General features: G+C 75.9%; 15 protein-coding genes. 5 read left to right on the top strand and 10 right to left on the bottom strand.

All coding sequences use genetic code 11. The features are described 5' to 3' along the window. From LG943_RS27805 to menB, 5 genes are all read right to left on the bottom strand, one after another. Positions 1–91 (bottom strand): helix-turn-helix domain-containing protein (locus LG943_RS27805; RefSeq protein WP_408648533.1); only part of this gene is annotated, 91 nt, incomplete at its 3' end. 643 nt (positions 92–734) lie between these two features. Beyond that, positions 735–1,589: a cupin domain-containing protein gene (locus LG943_RS26825; RefSeq protein WP_270075170.1), complete on the bottom strand. Its 855-nt coding sequence runs from the start codon at positions 1,587–1,589 to the stop codon at positions 735–737. A gap of 173 nt (positions 1,590–1,762) precedes the next feature. Next, positions 1,763–3,457 carry a 2-succinyl-5-enolpyruvyl-6-hydroxy-3-cyclohexene-1-carboxylic-acid synthase gene (gene menD / locus LG943_RS26820; protein ID WP_270075169.1) on the bottom strand — a complete coding sequence of 565 codons (1,695 nt, stop codon included), beginning with the start codon at positions 3,455–3,457 and terminating at the stop codon, positions 1,763–1,765. A 364-nt stretch (positions 3,458–3,821) separates the two neighbouring features. Beyond that, complete coding sequence (locus LG943_RS26815) at positions 3,822–4,826, bottom strand: o-succinylbenzoate synthase (protein WP_270075171.1); 1,005 nt, start codon at positions 4,824–4,826, stop codon at positions 3,822–3,824. Between the two features lie 85 nt (positions 4,827–4,911). Beyond that, on the bottom strand, positions 4,912–5,760 hold the full coding sequence (gene menB / locus LG943_RS26810; protein WP_270075168.1) for a 1,4-dihydroxy-2-naphthoyl-CoA synthase: 849 nt from the start codon (positions 5,758–5,760) through the stop codon (positions 4,912–4,914). 221 nt (positions 5,761–5,981) lie between these two features. On the opposite strand from menB, the gene LG943_RS26805 reads away from it, so the two are divergent. From LG943_RS26805 to LG943_RS26795, 3 genes are all read left to right on the top strand, one after another. Beyond that, the gene (locus tag LG943_RS26805) at positions 5,982–7,151 is read left to right on the top strand and encodes an AMP-binding protein (RefSeq protein WP_408648663.1); all 1,170 of its coding nucleotides are present in this window, start codon (positions 5,982–5,984) and stop codon (positions 7,149–7,151) included. A 414-nt stretch (positions 7,152–7,565) separates the two neighbouring features. Then, entirely contained in the window at positions 7,566–8,894 is a 1,329-nt protein-coding gene (locus LG943_RS26800; RefSeq protein WP_179765736.1) for an RNA polymerase sigma factor, read from the top strand. 277 nt (positions 8,895–9,171) lie between these two features. Then, a complete protein-coding gene (locus tag LG943_RS26795; RefSeq protein WP_270075166.1) occupies positions 9,172–9,633 on the top strand; it encodes a hypothetical protein in 462 nt (153 codons plus the stop codon). A 73-nt stretch (positions 9,634–9,706) separates the two neighbouring features. Here the strand turns inward: LG943_RS26795 and LG943_RS26790 are convergent, their stop codons facing one another. Further along, positions 9,707–10,069 carry a GntR family transcriptional regulator gene (locus LG943_RS26790; RefSeq protein ID WP_270075165.1) on the bottom strand — a complete coding sequence of 121 codons (363 nt, stop codon included), beginning with the start codon at positions 10,067–10,069 and terminating at the stop codon, positions 9,707–9,709. Positions 10,070–10,164: 95 nt separating this feature from the next. After that, positions 10,165–10,560 (bottom strand): hypothetical protein, encoded by a 396-nt coding sequence (locus LG943_RS26785; RefSeq protein WP_270075164.1) that lies wholly within the window; start codon positions 10,558–10,560, stop codon positions 10,165–10,167. A gap of 168 nt (positions 10,561–10,728) precedes the next feature. Between LG943_RS26785 and LG943_RS26780 the strand changes: the two genes are divergently transcribed. Further along, on the top strand, positions 10,729–11,415 hold the full coding sequence (locus LG943_RS26780) for a TetR/AcrR family transcriptional regulator (protein WP_270075163.1): 687 nt from the start codon (positions 10,729–10,731) through the stop codon (positions 11,413–11,415). 141 nt (positions 11,416–11,556) lie between these two features. Here LG943_RS26780 and LG943_RS26775 read toward each other — a convergent pair whose 3' ends face one another. After that, on the bottom strand, positions 11,557–12,300 hold the full coding sequence (locus LG943_RS26775; protein ID WP_270075162.1) for a response regulator: 744 nt from the start codon (positions 12,298–12,300) through the stop codon (positions 11,557–11,559). Continuing rightward, positions 12,297–13,712 (bottom strand): sensor histidine kinase, encoded by a 1,416-nt coding sequence (locus LG943_RS26770; RefSeq protein ID WP_270075161.1) that lies wholly within the window; start codon positions 13,710–13,712, stop codon positions 12,297–12,299. The genes LG943_RS26775 and LG943_RS26770 overlap by 4 nt, the downstream gene beginning before the upstream one ends. A gap of 144 nt (positions 13,713–13,856) precedes the next feature. On the opposite strand from LG943_RS26770, the gene LG943_RS26765 reads away from it, so the two are divergent. Beyond that, positions 13,857–14,504, top strand: coding sequence for a hypothetical protein (locus tag LG943_RS26765; RefSeq protein WP_270075160.1), 648 nt, complete (start codon positions 13,857–13,859; stop codon positions 14,502–14,504). A 111-nt stretch (positions 14,505–14,615) separates the two neighbouring features. On the opposite strand, the gene LG943_RS26760 is transcribed toward LG943_RS26765, so the two are convergent. Continuing rightward, the coding region (locus tag LG943_RS26760; protein ID WP_456340063.1) for an ABC transporter ATP-binding protein at positions 14,616–14,859 on the bottom strand (244 nt) is incomplete at its 5' end.

Raw genomic sequence — 14,859 nt, 5'->3', positions numbered from 1 at the left:
TGCGCTGCGCGATCTCAGCGATGCTCTCACCGGCGGCGATTCCCACGGCGATCTCCTCGCGCTCGGCCACACTCAACCGGCGCCCCGGCATCCCCGCCCCCCTTTCCATCACAGACCACACTGTCGCGACAAAAACTAGAACCCACCGGAAACGCCCCGCCGCGCGCAGACGAGGTGCGGGTTTGATCCCTTCCGCCTCTCCGCCGGGCCACTTCGAGCCGTGCCCGCGCCGCGAACCCCCGGCACGCGCCCGGTCAGTCGCCCCCGCCGCCCCTGCCGCACCCGTCGCCACCGCGACCATCCGCCCAGGCGCCGCTGACCGCGCGCCCGGCCCCGCGCCCCACTTCGGCGCCCCGTCGCTACCTGGACCACCCGCCCCGCTGCCCGATGACCGCGCGCCCGAGCCACCCGCCGCCGTCGGTGCCTCGTTGACGACCTCGGCCACCGGCGCGCGGCCGATGACGTCCTGCCCAAACCCTCCGCCGCCGTCGCTGCCTCGTCGCCCACCTTGACCACTCGCCCCGAGTACCGGTGATCGCGGCCCGGGCCTGCGGCTCGCCTCGCCGCCTCGTCGCCCACCTCGGCCACCCGCCCCGAGTAACGGTGATCGCGGCCCGGGGCTGGACTTCGCCTCGCTGCCCCGTCGCCCACCCCCACCACCGGCGCGCTGACCGGTGACCGCGCGCCCGGACCCCCTCGGCGGCCTTCCCCAGTGGCCCAACTCCCCCAGTGCGCTAGCTCTCCTCCCACACCTCGAAGTCGGCGAAGTCGAAACCGGGCGACACCACGCACGTCACCAGCGCCTCCTCCGCCACCGGAGCCTCCTGCCCCTCCCCAGGCTCCTGCCCCTCCCGGGTCTCTCGTGCCTCCCGGGGCTCCACCGGGCGCGCGGACTGCCAGGTGCCGCCCGGCACCACCGCCTGGAGGCGCTGTCCGGCCGCGATGTCGGTGCCCAGCACCACCCGCTCGGGCGCGGCCGACGGCCGCGATCCCGCGCCGCCCAGGGCCAACTCCAGCGGTCCGCCCCGGTTGAACACCCACACCTCGTCCGAGCGCACCCGGTGCCAGCGCGAGGACTCCCCCGGGTGCAGCAGGTAGTGGATCGCGGTGGCGGTGGCCCGCTCACCGCCGTATCCCTCCGGCCGCACGGCGGCCGGTGCCCGCCATGTGGCGGCGTACCAGCCGCCCTCGGGGTGGGGCAGCAGGTCCAAGTGCTCGGCCGTGGGGCCGCGCCGCTCCACCGCCACGTAGGAGCCCCGGTGGTCGCGGCGGGCGTAGCGCACCTCGGCCACGGCCGCGCGCGGGATGGGGCCGTAGATGTGCGGGAACAGGGCGTCCGCCGCCGCGCCGGGCGGGGGCGCGGGCGCGGGCGGCTCCCAGCGCACCGGCGCCTCCACCCGCTCGGTGTCCACGACCAGCACCACCTGGGGCTCGGTCGCGTCGGCGTAGAGGGCGTCGGCCACGGCCAGCACGGTCGCCTCGTCAGGTGAGGCGTGCACGAACCCCTCGCGCTCCAGGGAGTCGGGGGTGAGGGGACCGGTGCCGGCGCGCCAGTGGGACAGGCCGGTGAGATGGAGCACGTAGCGCATCGCCCCGACGCTAGCAGGACGCCGACAACGGCACACCGCCCGCACAACCGGCGCAGCGCCGGGCGGGACTCCCACGCGCTCCGGCGGACTCCGGCACCTTCAGGCGGGCCGTGCCGTGCCCCGTCGGCACCAGAAAGACGCCCCGCGTCACTCGCCGCTCAGCCGGACGGCCCTCAGGCCGCCAGCGCCGCGTCCACCGCCTGCTGGAGACGGCGCCGCAGCGCGGCGGACTCCCCGCGCCCGGTGCGCACCTCCACCAGCCGCAGGCCCTCGCCCAGCAGCGCCTTGGGCAGGTCGGTGGCCCACTCCAGGCGGGTGTAGGGCAGTTCGGCCATGGCCGCCACCCGCTCCATCGACACCCCGTGGGGGGTGCCGAACAGCCGCTCGAAGTCGGGGTGCCCGGCCTGCTCCAGACCGGAGAAGATGCCGCCGCCGTCGTTGTTGACCACCACCACGCACAACTCGGGGCGGGGCTCGCCCGGCCCGATGACCAGGCCGTTCTGGTCGTGCAGCAGCGCCAGGTCGCCCAGCAGCGCGAACGCCCCGCCGCCGCCGGCGCGCTGGTGGGCCAGCGCCGCACCCACCGCCGTGGACACCGTGCCGTCGATCCCGCTGACCCCCCGGTTGCCGATGACGCGGGCGCCGCAGCGCGGGCTCATCGCCGCGTCCAGGTCGCGTATGGGCATGCTCGACCCGGCGAACAGCAGCGACCCGTTGGGCAACTGCGCGGCCAGGTCGCGGGCCAGGCGGACCTCGCTGAGGGCGTCCTCGCCGTCCAGCACGCGGTCCAGGGCCGCGCGCGCCCGCGCCTCGGCCCGCCGCCAGGACCGCGCCCAGGCGGTGTCGGGGTCGGCGCCGGCCGGCGGCGCCACGGCGGGCACCACGTCGGTGGCGGTGCGCTGGGGGTCGGCGAAGCCGCGGGCCGGGCCCACCACCACGTGCCGGCGCGCCCGCTTCAGGTAGGCCATGAGCTGGCGGGACAGCCCCGGGCGGCCCACGCTCACGACCAGTTCGGGCTCGTGGGCGGCGGCGAACTCCGGCGAGGCCAGCAGGTGGCGGTAGGTGGACACCGCCTCGGCGCGGCGGGCGTTGGAGGTGGGCTCGGCCAGCAGCGGCCACCCGGTGGCCGCCGCCAGGGCCAGGAACGGGATGGGGTCGTAGTCGCCGTCGCCGCAGACGATCGCGCCGCGCTCCACCGGCGGCAGCTCCACGGCCGGGGGCTCGGTCGGCGGCCCCCCGGCGGCGATCCAGGGCCGCCCCCGCTCCCGCCCGGCCAGCGGCTCGGGCCAGCCCGCGGCGGCGGGGTCGGCGCAGGGGTCGGCGCTCGCGGGCTCCTCGGGCACCAGCGGTTCGCGGAAGGCCAGGTTCAGGTGCACCGCCCCGGGCCGCTCGGCCACCGCCGCGCCCCAGGCTCTGCACGCCAGCGACCGCCAGTAGGCCACCATGCCCGGCACCGGCTCGGGCGTGCCGACCTCGGTGAACATCCGCACCGCCGACCCGTAGAGGTCGATCTGGTCCACCGTCTGGTTGGCGCCGGTGTCGCGCAGCTCCGGCGGGCGGTCGGCCGTGAGGATCAGCAGCGGCACCCCGCTCTGGTCGGCCTCCAGCACCGCCGGGTGGAAGTTGGCCGCCGCGGTGCCCGAGGTGCACACCAGCGCCACCGGCCGGCGCTCGGCACGGGCCAGCCCCAGCGCCAGGAACGACGCGGAGCGCTCGTCGATGCGCACGTGCACGCGCACGGCGGGATGGGCGGCCAGCGCCATCGCCAGCGGCGTGGAGCGCGACCCCGGCGCGACGACGGCCTCGGTCAGCCCGCAACGGGCCAGCTCGTCGACGAGGACGCGCGCCAGGGCGGTAGACGGGTTCATGCGGTCTCTCTAGTTCGTCACGTGTGTACCAGTATCGGCGGAGCCGGCCGACGCGATTCGGTCGGCCCGGCGGCGGGGACGCGCCCGTCCCCCTCAGCCCGCGGCCGCGGCGCCGCCCCCGCGACCCCCCTGCCGCACCGGGATTCCGCGCCCCTCCCCCGGCGGCCTCACCCGGCTCCCACGCCTGCAACCCGCACCGATGGGGCAATCATCCCCAGACGCCGCGCAACGCCCCCGCGCGGCGACCGGAACCCCCGCACCGGCGGACCCGGAACGCCGCGCCGCCGCTCCCGGCACCCGGCGCGGTCTTCTCCCCCGCCTTACCCGGTATCACACGAACCACCGCGAGCGCGGCCAAAACCGCTCACCGGCCCTGCTCCCCGGCGGCTTCCCCGGCGGCTTCCCCGGCCGCTTCCCCAGCCGATTCCCCCGCGCGCCGCGCCGCCTCCGCGCGCGCCAGCCACGGCCCCGCGTCGGCCTCCACCGCCGCCAGCCGCCCCTCCTCGACCTCGGGGCGGCGCACCGGCAGCTCCCCCGCCACCGGCATCAGCGGGTCGGCGCACACGTCGCCCGCCAGCAACCGGGCGGTCGCCAGCCCGCACGCGTAGGGCAGCTCGGGCAGCGCCGCGGCCAGCGCCACCCCGGCCGCCAGGCCCACCGAGGTCTCCACGGCACTGGAGACCACCACCGGCAGCCCGCACGCCTCGGCCACCCGCAGGGCCGCGCGCACCCCGCCCAGCGGCTGCACCTTCAGCACCACGATGTCGGCGGCGCCCGCCGCCCGCACCCGCAGCGGGTCCTCGGCCCGGCGCACCGACTCGTCGGCGGCCACCGGGACCTCCACCCGCCGCCGCACGCGCGCCAGCTCCTCCAGCGTCGCGCACGGCTGCTCCACGTACTCCAGTCCGAAGCGGTCCAGCGCGCGCACCATCCGCACGGCGGTGTCGACGTCCCAGGCGCCGTTGGCGTCCACCCGCACCCGCCCCGCCGGGCCGATGGCCGCGCGCACCGCCTCCACGCGGGCGATGTCCTCAGCCGGGTCCTGGCCGCGCTCGGCCACCTTCACCTTGGCGGTGGCGCAGCCCCCCTCGGCGACGATCCGCGCCGCCTCCTCGGGGCCCACCGCCGGAACCGTCACGTTGACCGGCACCGACGCGCGCACCGGATCGGGCCAGCCCTCCTGGGCCGCCTCCACGCACGCCGCCCACCACCGCGCGCACTCCCGGGGCCCGTACTCGGCGAACGGCGAGAACTCCCCCCACCCCGCCGCGCCGCGCACCAGCAGCCCCTCGCGCACCGTGACACCGCGAAACCGCGTCCGCATCGGCACCGCGAACGCCCGCGCCTCGGCGAAGCCCGCCAGGCCCATCGCCACAACCGCCCCTCCTGATCACCCCGGGGCCGCGGCCGGCCCCGGCGGCGCGGGGCGCCGCGCCCCGCGCCGCCGCACCCGCCTACGGACGGCGGGGGAAGCGCTCGAACTCGGGGCGGCGCTTCTCCTTGAACGCGTCGCGGCCCTCCTGGGCCTCCTCGCTCATGTAGTAGAGCATCGTGGCGTCGCCGGCGAACTGCTGCATGCCCGCCGCGCCGTCGCTCACCGCGTTGATCGCGCCCTTGAGCATGCGCAGCGCCAGCGGCGACTTCTCCAGCATCTCCCGCGCCCAGGCCACGGTCTCCTCCTCCAGCCGCTCCAGCGGAACGACCGTGTTGACCAGGCCCATGTCCAGCGCCTCCTGGGCGCTGTACTGCCGGCACAGATACCAGATCTCGCGCGCCTTCTTCAGCCCCACGGTCTGGGCCAGCAGCCAGGAGCCGTAGCCGCCGTCGAAGGAGCCCACCTTGGGACCGGTCTGGCCGAAGCGGGCGTTGTCGGCGGCCACCGTCAGGTCGCAGCACACGTGCAGCACGTGCCCGCCGCCGATGGCGTAACCGGCCACCATCGCGATGACCGGCTTGGGCAGGCGGCGGATCTGCACCTGGAGGTCCAGGACGTTGAGCCGCCCGATGCCCTGGCGCGCCACCGCGTCGTCGCCCATGTAGCCGTCGTCGCCGCGGATCTTCTGGTCCCCGCCCGAGCAGAACGCGCGGTCCCCGGCGCCGGTGAAGATGATCACGCCGACCTCGGAGTCGTCGCGGGCGACGTTGAAGGCGTCCTGCAACTCGAACAGGGTCTGCGGGCGGAACGCGTTGTGCCGCTCGGGCCGGTTGATCGTGATCTTGGCGATCCCCTCGGCGGTCTCGTAGATGATGTCGGTGTACTCACCGGACCGCTGCCATTTCACGCCGCTCACGCCTGTCGTCATCTCCCTTGCGCCGCCGTCGGTCTACACACAGCGCGGACCCGCGCCCTGCGCCGCGGGCCACCCGCGAAGCGGAACCAGGGCACCGGAAAACCGCCGAAGGCCAACCCTAATCGCTCCCCCGCACACCACGGCACGCGCGGTGGCCTCCGCACCCGCCCTCACCGGCACGCTCACCCGGCGCTACCGTGGAGGCCGTGGCGAACCGACCCCTGCACGCGGTGATGGGCCTGGACCCCGGCCGCCTGACCGACCTGCTCTCCGACGCGCTGGAGGGCACCGGCCCGGCCCTGCTGCCCCTGGACCCCGACACCCCGCCGCCCCGGCTGGCCCGCATCCTGGCCACCATGCGCCCGGCCGCCCTGCGCACCCCCGAGGGCACCACCGCGCTGGCCGACCCCGCACCCACGGCCGAGGACGTCGCCGTCACCATCGCCACCTCCGGCTCCACCGGCGCGCCCAAGGGCGTCGAACTCACCGCGAGCGCCCTCACCGCCTCGGTGCGCGCGAGCCTGGCCCGCATCGGCGCCCGCCCCGCCGACCCCTGGCTGTGCCTGCTGCCCCCCGCCCACATCTCCGGCCTGCTCGTCCTGGTCCGCGCCCTGGCCACCGGCGCCCGGCCGATCCACGCGCGCTTCGACCCCGACACCGCCATGGCCGCCGCCCGCCGCCACCGCCCCCACGTCTCCCTGGTGCCCACCCAACTGCACCGGCTGCTGGCCGCCGGCGCCGACCTCTCCGCCTTCAACACCATCCTGCTGGGCGGCGCCGCCGCGCCCGAGGGCCTGCTCGCCGCCGCCCGCTCCGCCGGCGCCACCGTGGTCACCACCTACGGCATGAGCGAGACCAGCGGCGGCTGCGTCTACGACGGCCGCCCCCTGGAGGGGGTGCGCACGCGCCTGGACGACGACGGCCGCATCCTGCTGGCCGGCCCCACCCTCTTCCACGGCTACCGCCTGGACCCCGCCGCCACCGCCGCCCACACCCGCACCGACCCCGACGGCACCCGCTGGTTCACCACCAGCGACCTGGGCACCCTCGACTCCGACGGCCGGCTGCGGGTGCGCGGACGCCTCGACGACGTCATCAACACCGGCGGCCACAAGGTCGTGGCCGGCGACGTCGCCGCGCTCCTGCTGGACATGGACTCCGTCAGCGACGCCGTCGTGGTGGGCCGCCCCGACCCCGAGTGGGGCCAGCGCGTCACCGCCGTGGTGGTCCCCGCCGACCCCGCCGCGCCCCCCGAACTGGCCGAGGTGCGCGACCACGTCCGCCGCCACCTGCCCGCCTACGCCGCCCCCCGCGAACTCGACGTGCGCGCCGCCCTGCCCCTGCTGGCCTCCGGCAAGCCCGACCTGGTCGCCCTGCGCGGCGCACCCGCCGCCCGCGATTGACCCCGCCCGACGCGGGCAGCCGGACAGGGGCGGCCCTCGCTCCGACAGGGGCCGCCACAACCGAAGACGGAAGCGGGTGCGCCGGCCCCGCCCGGCAACGGATCGGCCGCCGAGGGAACTTCCCGCGTCGAACAGGCGTCTACCAGAGCACCGAACCAACCCCGCGAAGGAGAGCGGCGCCACCCACCGCCGGTGCCCACGGGCGCCACGGGGGGCCGCGCGGACGGCCGGGCCACTACCCCCTCGGCGGACCCGACCACGCCACCTCAGACCGTGACCTAGACCACGTCCGGCGAGATCCAATCGAGACCGGGAACATTTGACTCTCTGACACGTTAGACATATTGGCGCGCGAACACGGCGGACTCCTTACCGCCACGCGCCTGACGTCTTGGAAGGGAGGGAGGTGCCTCCATGTCGCGCACTGCCCTAGCCACTTCTCCCACGGTGGCGCAGAACGCCGACGGCCGGACCGTCGCGTCCGCGGCGCTGGACGAGCTGATCACCCGGGGGCGCTCCCAGGGACACCTGTCCCTTGCGGAGCTTCGCGCCGCGTTCTCCGCGGCGGGCATCAGCCCGGCCGACGGCCGCTCCATCCTGCGTGAACTCACCGACGCCGGAGTGCGGCTCGCCAACGGGGGCGGCGACGCCGCAGCGGTGGAGTCCGTGGACGCCGACGTCGAGGACGAGGCGCTGGAAGACGCGCTCGACTCCGCGCCCGCGGACACCGAGCCCGCCAAATCCGGCGGTCCCGCCCCGGGCACCGCGGCCGAGCCCGACGGCCCCGAGGCCGACCTGGACGACCAGTCCCCCGCCATGGGCGACTCCGTCCACACCTACCTCAAGGCCATCGGCCGCCGCCAGCTCCTCACCGCCGAGGAGGAGGTCGACCTCGCCAAGCGGATCGAGGCCGGCCTGTACGCCGAGTACCGCCTCGGCCTGCTGGAGGAGTCCGACGCCGACCCCGCCGAACTCTCCGACACCGAGCGCGCCGACCTCACCGAGATCGCCGAGGACGGCCGCCGCGCCAAGCAGCACATGCTGGAGGCCAACCTCCGCCTGGTGGTCTCGGTCGCCAAGAAGTACAGCGACCGCGGCATGTCCCTGCTCGACGTCGTCCAGGAGGGCAACCTCGGCCTGATCCGCGCCGTCGAGAAGTTCGACTACACCAAGGGCTTCAAGTTCTCCACCTACGCCATGTGGTGGATCCGCCAGGCCATACAGCGCGGTTTCGCCGACTCCGCGCGCACCATCCGCCTGCCCGTGCACGTCCTGGAGCTGCTGAGCAAGGTCAGCCGCCTGGAGCGCGACATGCACCAGACCCTCGGCCGCGAACCCACGCCCGAGGAACTGGCCGTCGAGCTGGACAAGACCCCGTCGCAGATCGAGGAGCTGCTGCGCGTCACCCGCCAGCCCATCAGCCTCGACTCCACCATCGGCGAGGACGGCGAGACCCGCATCGGCGACCTCATCGAGGACATCGACGCCTCCGAGGCCTCGGAGGTGGTCGACCGCCAGCTCATGGCCGACCAGCTCCGCCGGGCGCTGGAGGACCTCGAACCGCGCGAGGCCACGATCATGTCCCTGCGGTTCGGCCTCATGGACGGCCGGCCGCGCACCCTCGACGAGATCGGCAAGCACCTCGGGCTGACCCGCGAACGCATCCGGCAGCTCGAGAAGCAGTCCCTGTCGAAGCTGCGGCACCCCAGCCGGGCGCAGCAGCTCCTCGACTTCGCCAGCTAGCCCGGCCGGGCGGCGCCCCGGCGCCCCCCTTTCCGGACAAGACGACACCGCCGCGGCCCCGCGCCCCAGCCCGGGCGCGGGGGCGCGGGGGCGGGCCCCCCCTTCGCCCACAACCCCCCCCCCGCGGCCCCCCCGCCCCCCCCCCGGGGGGGGGGGCCGCGGCGTGCGCGCACCCCCGCCCCCGAAGGGCCGCCGCCCTCAGGGGCGCCCCTGGGATTACCCGGAGAAACAGCCCCCCGCGCGCCGCCGCTGCGCGCGTTCGGCCACAATCGATCCCATGGCAGCAGAGCAGTCCCCCGCCCCGGCCGACGTCAGCACCGGCACCGAACCGCCGACCGCCCCGCACGTGGCCGCGCACCCCGCGCCGCCCGCGGGCACCGGCGTCCCCGCCGCCGACTCCCCCGCCGCCGACATCGCGGCCTCGCTCAAGGCCGGCCGCGAACTCGGCCCCGACTACGACGACGCGCTGGCCGCCGCCATCGTGGAGCGCCTGGAGCGCACCGTTGACGAGCGCGTCAGCGCCCGCCTCGCCGAGGAGCGGCGCGCCCCGGCCGCCCCGGGGACCGAACCCGGCGGGTTCGGCTCCAACCCCCGGCTGGTCATGGGGCTGCTGGCGATGGTGTTCGCCATCCCCCTGTCGGCCATCGGCGGCTCCTTCATGGGCGCCGCGGGGGTGGTCCTGGCCTGGGTGGGGCTGCTGGTGTTCTACGTGGTCTCCGTGGCGGGCGGGCGCCGCTGACGACAGCGCGGCACCGCGCGCCCGCGCGGCCGGCCGCGCCGTCGGGGCGGCGGCACCGCCCCGCCGGCCCCGCTCAGCCGCGCAGCGCCGCGCGGACGATGTCGAGCGCCTCGTCGCGCTCCAGCCCCAGTTTGGAGATCACACTGGCGTAGGCGCGCGCGGCGGCCACGGCCTCGGCCCGCTGCTCGTCGCCGTTGGCGGCGATGAACGTGCCCGACCGGCCGCGGGTCTCCACGACCCCGGCCTGCTCCAACTCCCGGTAGGCGCGCGCCACGGTGTTGACCGCGACCTTCAGCCGCCCGGCCAGGGCGCGGACCGTCGGCAGCTTGTAGCCGACGGGAAGCTCGCCCCGTGCCGCCGCGTTGGCCACCGACGCCCGTATCTGCTCATACGGGGGAACCTTTGACGACGGGTCGATGCGGATCGCATCCGGCATCCTCGCCCCCACTCCCTGTAACGTGCAATGCCTGTGGCGTGCGTGGAACGCCTGCTTTCCGATCATCCCACCGCGCCGCAACCGGCGCACGCCTCTCAGACGGCGGCGGGGTTGCGCGGCAGCCGCTCGATCCCGTGCAGGCGGTGGTGCTCGCGGGCGGTCAGCAGCCGCTCGGCGGTCTCGGTGGCGTGGCGGACCTTGGGGGTGGCCAGCCGCTTGCGCCGGTAGATGCGGTCGACGTAGCCGCGCGGGCCGATCAGCACCCGCTCCTGGGCGTAGGCCGCGCGCATGGCGTCGGTGAGGGCGGAGTCCAGGGCCACGCCGAGCCGGTGGAGTTCGGCGTAGTCGGCGTCCTCGCGCTGGGCGCGCTCCAGCGCCTCCTCGGCCTCGGCGACCGCGCGCACCAGGTCGGGGAGGCGCTCGGCGGTCTGCTGGTCTTCGGCAAAGCGGCGGCGCGCCGCGTCGTCGACTTTCCGGCCTGCCAGGGCCATGTTCGCTCCTGATCGTGTGTGGGCTACTAGGGGGGTGGTCCGGGTGTTTCGGAGTGCTCCGTTGATGGGGGTGTCGAGGCTCCACTTTAGAGGTGGGCAAGATCACCTGGCGAGGGGTTCGGCGTTTCGGAACGCCAACCTTACAAAGTAATCCTAGGATGGGCCGCCGTGAGCCGAAACAACGCCGGTCTGACCGAGGACCGCATCATCACCGAAGCCCTCCGCATCATCGACGGCCAGGGCCTGCGCCGCCTGACCATGCGCCGGCTGGGCGACGCCCTTGAGGTGGAGGCCATGGCCATCTACCACCACTTCCCCCTGGGCAAGGAGCAACTGTTCGACGCCATCGTGGCCTACGTCAGCGACGTCGCGCGCTGGGCGCCCAACGGAGACGGCGATGCCGACACCGACGCCGACGGGGTGGCCGACGAGGCCGAGCAGGCGGCGCCCGAGCCCGACCCCCGGCCCTGGGACGAGCGGCTGCGCACCTGGGCCGCCGACTACCGCCGCGCCCTGCTCACCCACGCCCAGGCGCTGCCCCTGTTCATCCACCGCCGCCCCGAGACCGAGGCCGCGCTGCGCTCGCTGGAGGTGCTCTACGGCGCCTTCACCGAGGCCGGGCTCGAAGGCGCGGAGGTGGTGCGGGCGGCGGCCGCGCTGGACTCCTACGTCACGGGTTCCGTGGTGCGCGAGGTGCGCGCCAACGGCCTGCCGGTCCAGCGCCCGGCCGTCCTCGACGGCCGCTTCCCGCACGTGACCGCCCTGCGCGAGGTGCAACCCGACGCGGAGGCGGTGTTCACGGCGGGGTTGGAGGCCCTGCTGCACGCCCTGACCGCGTCGGCGCGCACGGTCTAGGACCGAGCCGGGCTCTGGCCGGGCTATGGCCGGGTCCGGCCCGCGGCCACCGGTCATGGGGGGAGCGGGATCGGGCGCGGCGCCGGCACCGCCGGCGTCGCGTGGCGCCCAGGGCGCCGCCGTCCCGCCGCCGTGTCTCGCCTACTCGGCCAGACCCAGTTCCTGGGCGGCGATGGCGGCCTGGACCCGGCTGCGGAGGCCGAGTTTGGCCAGGATGCGGCTGACGTGGGTCTTGGTGGTGGTCTCGGTGATCCCGAGCCGCCGGGCGATCTGGCGGTTGGACAGGCCCTCGCCCACGCGGGCCAGGACCTCCCTCTCGCGCGGGGTCAGCTCGGCCACGGCCGCCGGGGGGATCTGCATCGCCGCGGCGTCGCCCCCGGCGGTACCGGCCGCGCCGAACCCCCCGGATCTGCTGGCCCGTCCGGCCATCCCCAGCCCTCCGGCCCGTCCCGCCCCGCCCGCGCCGCCGGCCCCGCCCGCGAACTCGCGGATGAGCCGACGCGTCACCGCCGGGGCGATCATGCCCTCGCCCCGGGCGACCACCCGCACCGCCTCGGTGAGGTCGTCGGCCTCGATGTTCTTCAGCAGGAAGCCCGCCGCGCCCGCGCGCAGCGCGCCGAAGACGTACTCGTCCAGGTCGAAGGTCGTCAGGATCAGCACGTCGATCCCCTCCCCCGCCAGCTCGCGGGCGGCGGTGATGCCGTTCTTGCGCGGCATGCGCACGTCCATCAGCACCACGTCGGGCCGGGCGCGCAGGGCCGCCGCCACGGCCTCCTCCCCGTCGGCGGCCTCGGCCACCACCTCGATGTCGGGGGCGGAGTCCAGGATCATCACCAGCCCCGACCGCACCGCCCACTGGTCCTCGGCCACCACGACCCGGATCACGTCGCCTCCTCCTCAGCCTTGACGCCGGCCCGGCCGGCGCCCTCCTCGGCGTCGCGCACGGCCGCAGCGTCCTCATCGGCGTCCCGCACGGCCCCGCCGTCCTCCTCGGCGTCCCCCGGAGTCCCGACGTCTTCTTCGACCTCGGGCAGCGGGAACTCCGCGCACACCCGCCACTCCCCCGCGTTCCCCGGCGCCGGACCGGCGGAGAACGCCCCGCCGAGCAGGTCCACCCGCTCGCGCATGCCCGTCAGCCCCGCGCCCGCGCCGTGCTCGGCCGCCCACACCGGGTCGACGGCCTCCCCACCGGCGCCCGGCCCTCCGGCCGCCACCCGGTTGCGCACGGTCAGCCGCAGCCGCGCCCCGCGCCCGGCCGCCACGTACTCCAGCTCCGCCTCGACCCGTTTGGGGTCGGCGTAGCGCAGCGCGTTGGTCAGCGACTCTTGCAGCACCCGGTAGGCCGCCGCGTCGGTGGGGCCGGGCAGCGGGCGCACCCGCCCGCGCCGCCGCACCCGCACCTCCAGCCCCGCCTCGCGCGCCGCCGCGTAGAGGCGGTCGGCGTCGGCCAGGCGCGGGGTGACCGCCTCCAGGTCGGGGGTGTCGTCGGCGTCGCGCAGCACCCGGATCATCTCGCGCATCTCGCTGAGCCCGTGCAGGCTGCTGTCGCGCACCACGGTGAGGATGCGCCGCACCCGCTCGGGGTCGGGCTCGCGCATCGACAGCGCGGCCGTGGACTGCACGGCGATGGCGCTGAGGTGGTTGGCGATGACGTCGTGCAGCTCGCGCGCCACCCGGCCGCGCTCGTCGGCGATGGCGTTGCGCCGGTCGAGTTCGGCCATGCGCCGCACCTGGGCGGTGCGCTCCCGCTCCAGCGCCATCCGGTTGCGGTACTCGCGCACGGTGACGCCGCTGGTCACCGGGCTGCCGAACACCAGCACGTAGAGGCCGACCATCTGGAGCACGGCCAGCGGATAGGTGATCTCGCCGATGAGCAGCAGGTAGACCATGGCCGCCGTGACCGCGACACCGCCCGCCAGCACCGCCGCCAGCGTGCCGTAGGCCAGCCGGCGCCGCCCCCACGCGCACACCGCGTAGAAGGCGTCCCCGTAGTTGAAGACGACCATGGTGGAGGGGCCGAGCACCGCGTCGACGGTGGTGACCACCGTGGACAGCAGCAGGACCAGACCGGGGTGGGTGCGGCGGAACGCCATCAGCGAGGAGCTGACCGCCAGGGTCAGCAGCAGCCAGTGCGGGTCGACGCCGTCGCGGTGCACGTACCCGCCCACGCCCCACACCAGCAGGCCGACCCCGAAGGCGGTCAGCGCCCACAGCGCGCTGCCGACGTAGACGCGGCCGCCCAGGATCCGCCGGTCCAGCAGTTCGCGGCGCCGCAGCAGGGCCCTCCAAGCTCTCACGGCTCCATCTCAGCATGTCGCCGCGGTCGGCGCGTACATCGAAGGTCGTATCCGATCTCGTCGCCGCCGACGATCCGCCCGGGGGCGCCGGCGGCGATCCTGGGAGGGTCAAGCCGACCTGTCGGAGAAGGGGGGCGGCTCACCGTGGTCGTCGGAGTGATCCTGGCGTGCGAGGTCCTGTTCTGGGTGCTCGTGCTGGGCGGCCTGTCCGCCCGCTACCTGCTGCGCATGCGGCGGCTGAGCACGGTCCTGCTGCTGCTGGTGCCGGTGCTGGACGTGGTGCTGCTGGCGGTGATCGCGGGCCACCTTGCGACGGGCGGCACCGCCGACGCCAGCCACGGGCTGGGCGCGCTGTACCTGGGGTTCACCGTGGCCTACGGGCACAGCATGATCACGTGGGCCGACGCCCGGTTCGCGCACCGGTTCGCCGGCGGCCCGCCGCCGGTGAAGCCGCCCAAGCACGGTCCGGCGCGCGTGCGCTCCGAGGCCGTGGCCTGGCTGCGCGCGCTCCTGGCGGCGGCGCTGGGCGCGGGCGCCCTGGGCGCGCTGATATGGGCGGTGGGCGATCTGGAGCGCACCCGGGCGCTGCTCCAGTTCTTCCAGCCGCTGGCGACCTTCCTGGTGATCCACACCATCATCTCGGTGTGGGACATCACCTCGGCGCTGGGCCGCCCGGCCGAGGACGCCGGCCAGGCGGGCACCGGGCCGCAGGACGCCGGGCCGAGGGAGGCCGCCGCCGGTCAGGCGGGCGCGCGCCCCGCCGAGGGCGCCGAGGGCGCGGCGCGCCCCTGAGTCCGGCCGCGTGGCCGCCGGGGCGGGCGCCGAGCCCGCCGGGACGGACCGGCGGCCGCCCGCGCGGGTGCGCGGCGCCCGGGGCGGTGCGACCCCGGGCGCCGCGGTCGGTCAGGCCGCGGCGCTCTCGCGGCGCAGCCGGGCGCGTTCGGCGCGCAGCTCGCGCGCCTCGGTGGGGTCGAGCACGGGCGCGGCGGCCAGCAGCTCGCGGGTGTAGTCGTGCTGGGGCGACTCATACACCGTGTCGCTGTCGTTGATCTCGACGATCTTGCCCTTGCGCATGACCGCGACGCGGTCGCTGACCTGGCGCACCACCGCCAGGTCGTGGGCCACGAAGATGTAGGTCAGGTTGAAG

Origin of the sequence: Streptomonospora mangrovi (genome assembly GCF_027604915.1) — a bacterium.
GTDB lineage: Bacteria > Actinomycetota > Actinomycetes > Streptosporangiales > Streptosporangiaceae > Streptomonospora > Streptomonospora mangrovi.
This window is presented reverse-complemented; position numbering and strand designations above follow the sequence as displayed.

Bases quoted from the DNA above. Each gene is read 5' to 3' on its own strand.
- LG943_RS26825 (WP_270075170.1), bottom strand. From the start codon at position 1,589: ATGCGCTACGTGCTCCATCTCACCGGCCTGTCCCACTGGCGCGCCGGC.
- menD (WP_270075169.1), bottom strand. From the start codon at position 3,457: ATGAACCCGTCTACCGCCCTGGCGCGCGTCCTCGTCGACGAGCTGGCC.
- LG943_RS26815 (WP_270075171.1), bottom strand. From the start codon at position 4,826: ATGGGCCTGGCGGGCTTCGCCGAGGCGCGGGCGTTCGCGGTGCCGATG.
- menB (WP_270075168.1), bottom strand. From the start codon at position 5,760: ATGACGACAGGCGTGAGCGGCGTGAAATGGCAGCGGTCCGGTGAGTAC.
- LG943_RS26805 (WP_408648663.1), top strand. From the start codon at position 5,982: ATGGGCCTGGACCCCGGCCGCCTGACCGACCTGCTCTCCGACGCGCTG.
- LG943_RS26800 (WP_179765736.1), top strand. From the start codon at position 7,566: ATGTCGCGCACTGCCCTAGCCACTTCTCCCACGGTGGCGCAGAACGCC.
- LG943_RS26795 (WP_270075166.1), top strand. From the start codon at position 9,172: ATGGCAGCAGAGCAGTCCCCCGCCCCGGCCGACGTCAGCACCGGCACC.
- LG943_RS26790 (WP_270075165.1), bottom strand. From the start codon at position 10,069: ATGCCGGATGCGATCCGCATCGACCCGTCGTCAAAGGTTCCCCCGTAT.
- LG943_RS26785 (WP_270075164.1), bottom strand. From the start codon at position 10,560: ATGGCCCTGGCAGGCCGGAAAGTCGACGACGCGGCGCGCCGCCGCTTT.